The 12,408-nt window shown below is 60.2% G+C and carries 11 protein-coding genes; 8 read left to right on the forward strand and 3 right to left on the reverse strand.

What is annotated here, in order from left to right:
- Nucleotides 1–30: 30 nt before the first annotated feature.
- Both AFK24_RS17210 and exaA read right to left on the reverse strand, forming a co-directional pair.
- Nucleotides 31–675 (reverse strand): pentapeptide repeat-containing protein, encoded by a 645-nt coding sequence (locus AFK24_RS17210; RefSeq protein WP_065834340.1) that lies wholly within the window; start codon nucleotides 673–675, stop codon nucleotides 31–33.
- A 109-nt stretch (nucleotides 676–784) separates the two neighbouring features.
- Complete coding sequence (exaA, locus tag AFK24_RS17215; RefSeq protein WP_065834341.1) at nucleotides 785–2,656, reverse strand: quinoprotein ethanol dehydrogenase; 1,872 nt, start codon at nucleotides 2,654–2,656, stop codon at nucleotides 785–787.
- 239 nt (nucleotides 2,657–2,895) lie between these two features.
- Here exaA and pedF point away from each other — a divergent pair, with 239 nt between their 5' ends.
- The 8 genes from pedF to AFK24_RS17250 all read left to right on the forward strand — a co-directional run bounded on the left by pedF (nucleotide 2,896) and on the right by AFK24_RS17250 (nucleotide 11,251).
- Nucleotides 2,896–3,333, forward strand: coding sequence for a cytochrome c-550 PedF (pedF, locus tag AFK24_RS17220; protein WP_139110520.1), 438 nt, complete (start codon nucleotides 2,896–2,898; stop codon nucleotides 3,331–3,333).
- A gap of 4 nt (nucleotides 3,334–3,337) precedes the next feature.
- Complete coding sequence (locus tag AFK24_RS17225; protein ID WP_065834342.1) at nucleotides 3,338–4,228, forward strand: substrate-binding periplasmic protein; 891 nt, start codon at nucleotides 3,338–3,340, stop codon at nucleotides 4,226–4,228.
- Nucleotides 4,229–4,297: 69 nt separating this feature from the next.
- A complete protein-coding gene (locus tag AFK24_RS17230) occupies nucleotides 4,298–5,059 on the forward strand; it encodes a quinoprotein dehydrogenase-associated SoxYZ-like carrier (RefSeq protein ID WP_065834343.1) in 762 nt (253 codons plus the stop codon).
- Between the two features lies 1 nt (nucleotide 5,060).
- Nucleotides 5,061–6,014 carry a quinoprotein relay system zinc metallohydrolase 1 gene (locus AFK24_RS17235; RefSeq protein WP_065834344.1) on the forward strand — a complete coding sequence of 318 codons (954 nt, stop codon included), beginning with the start codon at nucleotides 5,061–5,063 and terminating at the stop codon, nucleotides 6,012–6,014.
- A gap of 154 nt (nucleotides 6,015–6,168) precedes the next feature.
- Entirely contained in the window at nucleotides 6,169–7,944 is a 1,776-nt protein-coding gene (locus AFK24_RS17240; protein WP_065834345.1) for a PQQ-dependent methanol/ethanol family dehydrogenase, read from the forward strand.
- A gap of 274 nt (nucleotides 7,945–8,218) precedes the next feature.
- The gene (gene pqqA / locus AFK24_RS30030) at nucleotides 8,219–8,290 is read left to right on the forward strand and encodes a pyrroloquinoline quinone precursor peptide PqqA (RefSeq protein ID WP_020289857.1); all 72 of its coding nucleotides are present in this window, start codon (nucleotides 8,219–8,221) and stop codon (nucleotides 8,288–8,290) included.
- A gap of 146 nt (nucleotides 8,291–8,436) precedes the next feature.
- Nucleotides 8,437–9,600, forward strand: a complete 1,164-nt coding sequence (ercA, locus tag AFK24_RS17245) for an alcohol dehydrogenase-like regulatory protein ErcA (protein ID WP_065834346.1) — start codon at nucleotides 8,437–8,439, stop codon at nucleotides 9,598–9,600.
- Entirely contained in the window at nucleotides 9,584–11,251 is a 1,668-nt protein-coding gene (locus tag AFK24_RS17250; RefSeq protein WP_065834347.1) for a PAS domain-containing hybrid sensor histidine kinase/response regulator, read from the forward strand. The genes ercA and AFK24_RS17250 overlap by 17 nt, the downstream gene beginning before the upstream one ends.
- Before the next feature lie 12 nt (nucleotides 11,252–11,263).
- Here AFK24_RS17250 and moaA read toward each other — a convergent pair whose 3' ends face one another.
- Nucleotides 11,264–12,262, reverse strand: coding sequence for a GTP 3',8-cyclase MoaA (gene moaA / locus AFK24_RS17255; protein ID WP_065834348.1), 999 nt, complete (start codon nucleotides 12,260–12,262; stop codon nucleotides 11,264–11,266).
- Nucleotides 12,263–12,408: the final 146 nt, after the last annotated feature.

The raw sequence follows: 12,408 nt of genomic DNA on the forward strand, positions 1-12,408 counted from the left end.
GCCCCGCTCCCACGGTTCATCTGCGATCCCTCAATCATCCCAACCCCCTGGACACGCCACGCACCCTTGCATATTGCTGTCCTGGAAATTGGCATACGGGTGCCGCGCACCGGTGAGGTTGGCGTTGGCCAGGTTGCTCGCGCCGAACTTGGTCTCCTGAAGGTTCGCATCGCGCAGGTCCGCGCCCTGCAGGTCGGCCTTGTTGAGAAAGGTCATCTCCAGATCCGCTGCCTGCAAGTTGACGTTGTGCAGTTTCGCCCCGGACAAACGGGCGAATTGCAGATAGGCAGCGCTGAGGTTGGCGCCTTCGAATTGCGCACCCTGGGCGAACAAGCCCCAGCCTTGCACCGCTTGCAGTTGCGCGCCGCCAAGGTCGGCCAGACGCAGGTTGGTCTGTTGCAGGCTGGCGCGGGTCAGCGTGGCGTTCTGCAGGCGGGCTTTTTCCAGATTGGCCAGATCCAGACGGGCATGGCGTAGATTGGCATCGCGCAGGTCGGCGCCCGCCAGATTCATCTTGCGCAAGTCCTGATTGCTCAGATCCGCGCCGCGCAGGTCGGCATTCGGGCATTGGCTGGCTTCGGCGATAGTGCAGCCGTTGATCACCAACGGCTCACCGTCGTCGGTGGCCAGGGCGCAGGGCAGGGCGAAAAACAGAATGAGGGGCAAGTAGTTCATGATGGTTTTCCAGGGCAGGATTAATGCGATTCGTGGGAGCGAGCTTGCTCGCGAAGCGGCGTAGCTGACACGCAGCCTCGCCAACAAGTTGGCTCCTACAGAGATCGGTTTATTTGGCCGCTGTCTTGCTGTCCCAGCTCGGAATCTTGAACACCCAGAACGATCCGCCTTGCGCCACCGGTTTGGTCAGTTCGGCCATGTCGCCGCCCCACAACGGTACCGCGCCGCCGTAACCCACCGTCACGCCAATGAACTGCTCGCCGTCCTGATCCCAGGTGATGGGCGGGGAAACAATGCCGCTACCCGTCTGGAAGCTCCACAGCTCTTCCCCGGTTTTAGCGTTAAAGGCCTTGAAGAAGCCATCGCCGGTCCCGGTGAACACCAGATTGCCTTTGGTCGCCAGCACACCGGCCCAGAGCGGCAAGCGTTCCTTGTGCTCCCAGACCACCTTGCCGCTGGTGGGGTCCATGGCGCGCAGGGTGCCGACGTGGTCCTCATACATCCGCTTGATGCGGAAGCCCATGCCCAGATAGGCCGAGCCCTTTTTGTAGTTCACTTCTTCGGTCCAGTAGTCTTCTTTCCACTGGTTGGCGGGAATGTAGAACAGGCCGGTGTCCTGACTGTAGGCCATGGGGTTCCAATTCTTGCCACCCAGGAACGGCGGTGAAACCTCCACCGGTTTGCCCTTGGTTTCGCCTGGCAATGGCTTGGCGGGACGCTTGCCTTCGTTTTCCACCGGGCGGCCGGTTTTCAGGTCGATATGGCTGGCCCAGCTGATGTTGTCGACGAACGGGAAGGCGTTCTGCAGTTTGCCGTTGTTGCGGTCTACTACGTAGAAGAAGCCGTTACGGTCGGCGTGGCCGGTGGCTTTGACGGTCTTGCCGTCCTGACCCTTGTAGTCGAACAGCACCAGTTCGTTGTTGCCGGAAAAATCCCAGGCATCGTTCGGCGTATGTTGGTAAAACCACTTCACCTCGCCGGTGCTCGGGTCGACACCCACCTGACCCGAGGTGTAGAGGCTGTCGTAATCGTGAGGGTTACCGTCCTTGGCGGTGCGTGCCCAGGTGTTCCAGGGGCCGGGGTTGCCGGCGCCAACGATGAGGGTGTTGCTCTCGGCATCGAAGCTCGCACTCTGCCAGGGTGCGCCGCCGCCGTGGCTCCAGGCTTCGACCTTGCCGGTTTCGGTGGTCTTGTCATCCGGCCATGATGGCGCCTTGATGTCGCCGGTCGGCGTGCTGTCCTTGCCGTTCAGGCGGCCCATGTGCCCTTCGACAAAAGGCCGCATCCAGACTTCTTCGCCGGTCTCCGGATCCCGGGCGAACAGACGGCCCACCACGCCGAACTCGTCACCTGAACTGCCGTGAATCAACAGCACCTTGCCGCTGACCTTATCCTTGATCAGCGTTGGCGCACCGGTCATGGTGTAGCCGCTGCTGTGATCGCCGAATTTTTTGTTCCAGACCACTTTGCCGGTGTTCTTGTCCAGCGCGATGACTCGCGCATCCAGGGTGCCGAAGAAAATCTTGTCGCCGTAAATCGCGGCGCCACGGTTGACCACGTCGCAGCACGGGCGGATGTCGTCCGGCAGGCGATGGTTGTAAGTCCACAGACGTTTGCCGGTCTTGGCCTCCAGGGCGAATACCCGGGAATAGGAGCCGGTGACGTAAATCACGCCGTTGCTGACGATGGCCTGGGACTCCTGACCGCGCTGTTTCTCATCGCCAAAGGAGTACGACCAGGCCGGGGTGAGTTTGAAGACATTTTTGTCGTTGACCTGCGCCAGCGGGCTCCAGCGTTGGGCGTTGGTGCCCATGCCGTATTGCAGAACGTTTTGCGTACTGAGATGGTCGTTGGCGATGTCTTCCCAGCTGACCTTGTCGGCATCGGCGGCGCTGGCAAGGCTCGCAAGCGACAGGCCGCCCAGCAACAGGGCCAGAGCCAGTGGCGACAAAGCGGCAGGTGACGATCTTGTTATTGTCATGGGGCAGGTTCCATTGAAGGTTTGGACCTGCACAGGTTGGCGGCGCGAAGCGGGGCGCGATACGGAAAAACTCCCGCTGTTGCCGGGAAGAGTTCCCGAACCGCCCCTGATTTGGGCCCGCCTCCCAAGCTCTACTACCAAGGGAGGAGGGCGCGGCCACCAAAGCAGCATTCGATGTGGGTGACAGGGTTCTTAAGATGTCTGCGTGGCTTTTTGCGTGCAATCTTGAGGACATAACAATGATAAGAATCTCAACTACCGTGCTCACTGCAACCCTGATCAGTCTGTTGGCTGCGAGCGGTCTGGCGCTGGCGCATGGCAATGTGGTGCCGCAGGCGGTGGCCACTGAAGGTCTTGAGCCGCTGGGCGCCGAATGGCGTACCGAAAATCCCTATCGTGATTCCAAGGATCACGCCCGTGCGCTGGAAATCGGCTCGTCAGCCTATAACCAGAACTGTGCGGCCTGCCATGGCCTGGAAGCCAAATCCGGCGGCATCGCTCCCGACCTGCGTTTGTTGGACGTTGGCGTCGTGGGTGACGAATGGTTCGTTGAGCGAGTGCGCAATGGCGCAGTGCGCGACGGCCGTGTCTACATGCCGAAAATGGCCGATTACCTGAGCCAGGAAGCGCTCTGGGCGGTACGCACCTATCTGGACAGCGTTCACGTCGAGGAGTGACCGCATGCGTCTGCTCGCGGTGCTATCAAGCGCAATACTGTGGTGTTTGCTGATCCTGCTGGGGCCGGTCGCCAACGCGCAGGTACGCAATTACGACACGATCATTGATTCCGGGGTATTGAAAGTCGCGGTCTACCAGGACTTCGCGCCCTACAGCTTCAAAGTCGACGGCCAGCCACGCGGCGTGGACATCGACCTGGCCACGGCATTGGCCAAAGCGCTGGGCGTCAGCCTGGAATTGATGTGGGCGCCTCCCGGCGAAAAACTTGACGATGACTTGCGGGACTTGATCTGGCGCGGCAGCCAGTTGCGCGACCAGCAGTTGGCCGACGTCATGATGCGCGTTCCCTATGACCGGGATTACGCCCAGCGCCGCAATGAATTCGGTGAGCTGGACAATGATCATGTGGTGATGTTCGGGCCCTATCAGACCGAGCGTTGGCAGGTCGCCTACGACCATCGCCGCCTGGACGCGGTACCCAGCGTCGCGGTGTTCGAAGCGCATCCCATCGGTGTGGAAATCGACAGCGTGCCGTCGTTCTACCTGACGTCGATCTTCAACGGCCAGTTCGCCGCCAGCACCCATCACTACCCCAGCGTGCAGCAGGCATTTGTCGGTATGAAAGGGGGCGAGGTGGACGCGGTAATGGCCATGCGCGGTGAAATCGACTGGCAGCTGCATCAGGCCAGTGACCCGCAGCTGATCCTGGCGGAAAACGCTTATCCGAACATGGGCCGTCAGGTCTGGGAAATCGGCATGGCGGTCCACGAGAGCAATCGCCAGTTGTCCTACGCCCTGGAAGAACAGCTGGAAATCATGATCCGCAACGGCGAGGTGCAAAAGATCTACGCCGCCTATGGCATGCGATATGACGTGCCGGAGATGTTTCAGTAGGTTGCAGCGGGATAACCCGTTGGAGCGAGGCTTGCCCGCGAAGGCGTTATTGCTGTTGAGGGATATGAAATGTTCACCCGCGTCGCTGCTCTGCTGCTAGTGCTCGCTCCGACCTTGGCCCTCGCCGTCCCACCCAATCCCGGCAAAGACCCGGTGGTTTCGGTCATGTGGGCGTTCTTCCAGCAAAAACTGCTCACGGACGCGCCTTATGTCTTCGACGAGAAGGTCATCCTGCGCGCGCCACCGTTCGCCGAAGACGCGCGACAGGTGCCCATCGAAATTGATGCCCGGGCTTATCAAGGCCAGGTGCTGCGAATTCTGGCCTGGGCCGAACTCAATCCGTTGCCGCAGATTGTCGACTTCCAGCCCGGCGAGCAGGTCATGCCCTGGCTGGCGATCCGCATTCGCATCGAACAGGCCACCCCGTTGCGCGCCGCCGTGTTGACCCGCGACGGGGTCTGGCATATCGGTTCGACGACGATTCAGGCGGCGGGCGGCGGCTGCACTGCGCCCAGCGTGGTGCGTACCCAGGCGGGCTGGGAAGAACACATCGGCGAAGTGCTGGGCGGACGCTATCCGCGCCAGGACTTCAGCCGTCTGCGCTTGCAGATTTCCCATCCCATGGATAACGGCATGGTCAGCGGCATCCCCGAGTTCTACCTCAATCACGCCGAACTGCGCGACGCCAGCGACCAGCTCATGGCGAGCCTGGAACTGTTTCCGGCAGTCAGCGAAAATCCGATGCTGGGCTTTGATGTGCGAGGTTCCGGCACCACCCGTTTAGTGCTGCGCGATACCAGCGGCAATGAATTCAGCGCGGCGGTGCCTTGAGATGAGTGATGCCCGGAAGTGGCCGCTGTGCGCGGCAGTGCTGATCTGGATATTGCTCAGCCCACTCGCTCAGGCCGAGCTGGATTACAGCCTGAAACCCCGCCAGATCGCTGAAAATACCTATGTGCTCGAAGGCAGCACCGATAACTTCGCCAAGGCCAATGGCGGCAATATCGTCAATACCGCGTTCATCGTCACCCACAGCGGCGTTGTGGTGATCGATACCGGCCCGTCCCGACGCTACGGCGAGGCGATGCGCAAGGCGATAGCGGCCACCACCGACAAACCGGTGATTCAGGTGCTGCTGACTCACCACCATCCTGACCATGTGCTGGGCAACCAGGCTTTTGCGGATGTGCCCATCGGCGCGCTTGCCGCAACCACCGCGCTGCTGCGGCAGCACGGCGATGTGCTCGCGGAGAACATGTACCGCCTGGTCGGTGACTGGATGCGTGGCACTGAAGTGCTGCTGCCCAATCAGGCGGTGAATACCGGCACCTTGAACCTGGGCGGACATCCACTGCGTCTGATCGCCCTCAAGGGCCACACCGGGGCTGATCTGGCGATCTTCGACGAGCTGACCGGCGTGCTGTTCGCCGGCGACATCGTGTTTTACCAACGGGCCTTGACCACACCGAACACGCCAGGGCTGGACGTCTGGCTGGCGGACCTTGAGCAACTGCAGGCGTTGCCCTGGAAACAGCTGGTGGCGGGGCATGGTCCGGTGGCCAGCGACGATGCGCCGTTCATGCAGATGCGCGATTACCTTGGCTGGCTCGACAACCTGCTGCGCACGGCTGCCGCCAATGGCAGCGACATGGCTGAAGTGATTCGCAGCCCGATCCCGGAGCGTTTTGCGGCGATCAGCCTGACCCGCTACGAGCTGATTCGCAGCGTCAGTCATCTGTATCCGCGTTATGAGCAAGCACAGATGACTCGTGTCGATGCGCGCTGAAGCCAGCAGGGCACTACCAAGGAACTAGACATTTCGATACTGCGGCTAATTGTTCCGATGCGCCTGGCCTAGAAGAATCTGTGACAGGTCGGGAAATTTTCCCGAAGCACCCAGAACAAACATCCAGAACAACAAGAACGCAGAGGCAGCCGTCATGACCCAACCCGCACGTCGCCCATCTTTCGCCTTGAGCCTGCTCATGAGTGCCATGTTGCTGTCAGGCACAGCCCTGGCAGCGGTGACCGACGAAGAAATCCTTCAGGATCCGAAGAATCCCGAGCAGATCGTCACCAATGGCCTGGGCGTACTTGGCCAGCGCTACAGCCCGCTGGATATCCTCAACACCGAAAACGTCAAGGACCTGCGGCCGGTATGGGCGTTTTCCTTCGGCGGTGAAAAACAGCGTGGTCAGCAGGCGCAACCGTTGATCAAGGACGGCGTGATGTACCTGACCGGCTCGTATTCCCGGGTTTTCGCCGTGGATGCGCGCACCGGCAAGAAGCTCTGGCAATACGACGCGCGTCTGCCTGATGACATTCGTCCTTGCTGCGACGTGATCAATCGCGGCGTGGCGCTGTATGGCGATCTGGTCTACTTCGGCACGCTCGATGCCAAGCTGGTGGCCCTCAACAAAGACACCGGCAAGGTGGTGTGGAGCAAACAGGTCGCCGATCACAAGGCCGGCTACTCCATCAGCGCCGCGCCAATGATCGTCAACGGCAAGCTGATTACTGGTGTGGCGGGTGGTGAGTTCGGGGTGGTCGGTAAGGTCGAGGCTTATGATCCGAAGAACGGCACGCTGCTGTGGTCGCGGCCGACGGTCGAAGGCAACATGGGTTACACCTACAAGGATGGCAAGGCCATCGAGAACGGTATTTCCGGCGGCGAGGCCAACAAGACCTGGCCGGGCGATCTCTGGAAAACTGGCGGCGCGGCGCCTTGGCTGGGCGGCTATTTCGACCCCAGCAACAATCAGATCCTGATCGGCACCGGCAACCCGTCGCCGTGGAACTCCCACATGCGGCCCGGCGACAACCTGTATTCGTCTTCGCGTCTGTCGTTGAATCCCGATGACGGCACCATCAAATGGCACTTCCAGAGCACACCCCACGACGGCTGGGATTATGACGGTGTCAACGAGCTGATCTCCTTCGATTACGAGCAGGACGGCAAAACCGTTCAGGCCGCCGCCACTGCGGACCGCAACGGCTTCTTTTATGTGCTGAACCGCAAGGACGGCAAGTTCATTCGCGGCTTCCCGTTTGCTGACAAGATCACCTGGGCCAGCGGCCTGGACAAGGACGGTCGGCCGATCTACATCGACGCCAGTCGTCCTGGTGCTCCAGATGGCGAAGCCAAAGGCACCTCGTCATTCGTCGCTCCGGCATTCCTCGGCGCCAAGAACTGGATGCCGATGGCTTACAGCCCTGACACCGGTTTGTTCTACGTGCCGGGCAATGAATGGGGCATGGACATCTGGAACGAAGGCATCGCCTACAAGAAAGGCGCGGCGTTCCTGGGTGCGGGCTTCACCATCAAACCGCTCAACGAAGATTACATCGGCGTCCTGCGTGCCATCGACCCGAAAACCGGCAAGGAAGTCTGGCGGCACAAGAACTACGCGCCGCTCTGGGGCGGGGTGATGACCACCAAGGGCAATCTGGTTTTCACCGGGACGCCCGAAGGTTTCCTGCAGGCATTCAATGCCAAGACGGGCGAGAAAGTCTGGGAATTCCAGACCGGCTCCGGCGTACTCGGCTCGCCTGTGACTTGGGAAATGGACGGCGAGCAATACGTTTCGGTCTTGTCCGGCTGGGGTGGCGCGGTACCGCTGTGGGGCGGCGAAGTGGCCAAGCGGGTCAAGGATTTCAATCAGGGCGGCATGCTCTGGACCTTCAAGCTGCCGAAGGCGCTGGTTGCCAAGCGCTGATGGCTAAAGCTGCGGGGGTGGGAGCGAGCTTGCTCGCGAAGCGGCTTACCTGATACTGAAAGTCCCACGCCCGTTGGAGCGAGGCTTGCCCGCGAAAGCTTCGTACCAGGCGCTAGATTGAGTCGACTGAAAATCCGATTCGCGGGCAAGCCACGCTCCAACAGAATCCGCGTCATCTATGGAACTTTCAGGCCCAAAGTACTATTTCAACCGCGCAGCACCCATGCACTAATTGAACAACCGGAGTTTCCCGGCACAACAAGAGGATTGACCCATGTGGAAAAAACCCGCGTTTACCGATCTGCGTATCGGCTTTGAAGTCACCATGTATTTCGCCAGCCGCTAAGCCAGGCTGTCCCGGCCTCGGTCCATCCTTCGCGATGGCCGGGGCCTTTTGCTGTCCGGGCGGATCATTAAAAGGTCGTATTGCATTCAGTAACAAATACACTAGGCTGGCGTTCATCTTCTAATAACAACAAAAAAAGGCTTTATATGAGCCAGAACCTCAGCCAGCTGCGCAAATTCGTTTCTCCTGAAATCATCTTTGGTGCCGGCAGTCGTCACAGCGTCGGCAACTATGCGAAAACCTTCGGTGCGCGCAAGGTCCTGCTGGTCAGCGACCCTGGCGTGATAGCCGCCGGTTGGGTGGCCGATGTCCAGGCCAGCCTGCAAGCCCTGAATATCGACCACTTCCTGTACAGCGACGTCTCGCCCAATCCTCGGGTCGAAGAAGTCATGCGCGGCGCCGAGCTGTACCGCGAGCATCACTGCGATGTGATCGTTGCAGTGGGCGGTGGCAGCCCGATGGATTGCGGCAAGGGCATAGGCATTGTTGTGGCACATGGGCGCAATATCCTTGAATTCGAAGGCGTGGACACCATTCGTGTGCCGAGCCCGCCGTTGATCCTGATTCCGACCACGGCCGGGACGTCCGCCGATGTCTCGCAATTCGTGATCATCTCCAATCAGCAAGAGCGCATGAAATTTTCCATCGTCAGCAAGGCCGTGGTGCCGGACGTGTCATTGATCGACCCGGAAACCACGCTGAGCATGGATCCGTTCCTGGCTGCCTGTACCGGCATTGACGCGCTGGTGCATGCCATTGAAGCCTTCGTTTCCACGGGCCACGGCCCGCTCACCGATCCTCATGCGCTGGAGGCCATGCGCCTGATCGACGGCAATCTGGTGCAGATGATCGCCAATCCCACCGACATTGCCCTGCGCGAGAAAATCATGCTCGGCAGCATGCAGGCCGGGCTGGCGTTTTCCAATGCGATCCTTGGCGCGGTGCATGCCATGTCCCACAGCCTCGGCGGTTTCCTCGATCTGCCTCATGGCTTGTGCAACGCAGTGCTGGTGGAGCACGTGGTGGCCTTCAACTACAGCTCTGCGCCCGACCGTTTCAAATTGATTGCCGAGACCCTGGGCATCGATTGCCGTGGGCTGACCCACAAGATGATTTCCCAGCGCCTGGTCGAACACTTGATCGCCCTTAAACATGCGGTCGGCTTCCACGAAACCCTGGGACGGCACGGGGTCAGAATGTCGGATATTCCATTCCTGTCGCAGCACGCCATGGATGACCCGTGCATTCTCACCAACCCGCGCGCGTCCAGTCAGCGCGACGTTGAGGTGGTGTATGGCGAAGCCCTCTGACGAGCGGCAGAGCGCGCTTACCGCGTTGCTCGGACTGGGCAACCATTCGACGCGAAAAAGCCACTATCCCGAGCTGACCGTTCGCCTCGAAGAGCTGGAAAAAGAACGTAACCGCTACAAATGGTTGTTTGAGCATGCCGTTCACGGGATTTTCCAGGCCAGCCTGCAACAGGGTTTGCTAGCCGCCAACCCGGCACTGGCGCGAATGCTCGGCTATGACGATCCGCAGCAGGTGCTGTTTTCCCTGGCTGATCTGGCCGACAGCCTGTTTATCGGTGGGCAGGCTGAAACGGACGCCATCGGTCACGTCCTGCAACGCGAAGGCAGCTTGCTGGGCTACGAGACCCGGCTGCGCCGTAAGGATGGCAGCTGGCTCGACGTGTTGATGAACCTGCTGCTCAAGCCCGATGAAGACGGTATTTTCGAAGGCTTCGTCGCCGACATCACCGAGCGCAAGCTGGCGCAGCAGCGTCTGCAACAACTCAACGACGAACTGGAGCAGCGGGTTGCCGCCCGCACCGACGAGTTGTTGGTGGCTCGGGACGCAGCGCAGGCCGCCAATCGCAGCAAGGACAAGTACCTGGCCGCCGCCAGTCATGACCTGCTGCAACCCCTGAATGCTGCGCGGTTGTTGATCTCCACCTTGCGCGAACGGGACTTGCCGGAGGCTGAACATATTCTGGTGGAACGCACCCATCAGGCACTGGAAGGCGCCGAAGACCTGCTCACCGATCTGCTGGACATCTCCAAGCTGGATCAGGCGGCAGTCAAACCGGACGTGGAGTTGTATCGGCTGGATGAATTGCTGGCGCCGCTGGCTTCGGAATTTCAATCGGTGGCGCAAGCCTCAGGCTTGAGTTTTCGCGCGCACATCGGCGATTTCGCGGTGTACACCGATCTGCGCCTGCTGACCCGAATCCTGCGCAATTTCCTCAGCAATGCCTGTCGCTACACAAACTCGGGCGGCATCCTGCTGGGCGCCCGGCGGCGCGGCGACTCTCTGCGTCTGGAAGTCTGGGATACCGGGCGCGGCATCGCCGACGATCGGCTGGAATCGATCTTCCTCGAATTCAATCAGCTGGATGTGGGCCGCGCCGCCGACCGCAAAGGCGTGGGCCTCGGGTTGGCGATTGTCGAGCGGATCGCGAAGATTCTCGGCTATCGCGTGCAGGTCAAATCCCGGCCGGGCGTGGGCTCGCGTTTCAGCATCGATGTGCCGCTGTCCGAGGAAATACCGGTGCCGGTCAGTGTCGTAGTGCAGCAACAATCGGGGACGGGCAACCCGCTACCGGGCCGGCGTTTGCTGGTGCTGGACAACGAATTGAGCATTCTGGAGAGCATGGCCGCCTTGCTTGGCCAATGGGGCTGCGAAGTGCTGACGGCCAGTGATGAGGCCAGCGCTTACCGCGTGCTCGAAGGTCGGGCGCCGGAGCTGATTCTTGCGGATTTCAACCTTGATCACGGGGTGATCGGCTGCGAGGTAGTCAAAGGCCTGCGGGAATATTTTGGGCAGGAGATACCCGCCGTAATGATTACCGCCGACAGAAGCGATCAGTGTCGGCGTTCGTTGCAGAAGCTGGGGGCGCCACTGCTCAACAAACCGGTCAAGCCCGGCAAGTTGCGGGCGGTATTGAGTCAACTGCTGGGTTGAATGAGCGGGCTGTCAGCCGCCGGTCATGTTCATGAAGCGCACGACCTGCACATTGTCATCAAGCGTGAACGTGTGGCTCCAGGGCTTGAGCTGCATGGCATCGATGATGGCTTTTTCCAGCTTCTCCGGCTTGCCTGGATGCGCGCGCAACACTGACTTGAGGTCAGCCGAATGCTCGTTGCCCAGGCACAGCAGCAGTCGACCCTCGACAGTCAGGCGCACCCGGTTGCAGGTGGCGCAGAAATTGTGGCTGTGCGGGGAGATGAAACCGACCCGAATATCCGGAGCCTCGGCCAGGCGCCAATAACGGGACGGGCCTTGGGTGGATTCGGTGGAATGTATCAAGGTGTAGCGTTCGGCAATCTTTTCCCGGACCTGGTCGCTGGAGAAAAACGACTCGGCGCGACTGTGCTCGCTGATTACGCCCAGCGGCATTTCTTCAATGAACGTGATGTCCAGATTGCGTTCGATGGCGAACGCCACCAGATCGTTGATTTCGTGATCGTTACGACCCTGCATCACCACGCAATTGAGCTTGGTATGGACGAAACCGACCGCATTGGCGGCATCGATGCCCGCAATGACCTTGCTCAAGTCGCCGGTACGGGTCAGTTCGCGAAAACGTGCCGGGTCCAGGCTGTCGAGACTGATGTTCAGGCGTGACAAGCCGGCATCGAACAGCGGCTGGGCGAGTTTTTCCAGCTGCGAGCCGTTGGTGGTCATGCACAGTTCGCGCAGACCGGGCAGGGCGGCGATGTTCTTGCACAGGCCGACGATGCCCGAGCGTACCAGCGGCTCGCCACCGGTCAGGCGAATTTTTTTCGTACCCAGAGCGACAAAACGTTCCGCCACCTGGTGGATTTCTTCCAGGGACAGGATCTGTTGCCGGGGCAAAAACGTCATCTCTTCGGCCATGCAATACACGCAACGGAAGTCGCAACGGTCTGTCACGGACATCCGCAGGTAATCTACCTTGCGTGCAAAGCTGTCCACGAGGATTCGGTCTGACATTTCACCTTCTCAATACTCTGTCTCGACACATAGTAATCCAGACGGACAAAGACCGCGCGCCCTGTTGTATTACCTGGAGTTCACTGTCGAATTGACCAGCACGCTAACTGAGTCCGATTGTCGCAGTCCAATCGCTTGTTCCAATA

Origin of the sequence: Pseudomonas syringae, from assembly GCF_001698815.1 — a bacterium.
GTDB lineage: Bacteria > Pseudomonadota > Gammaproteobacteria > Pseudomonadales > Pseudomonadaceae > Aquipseudomonas > Aquipseudomonas syringae_A.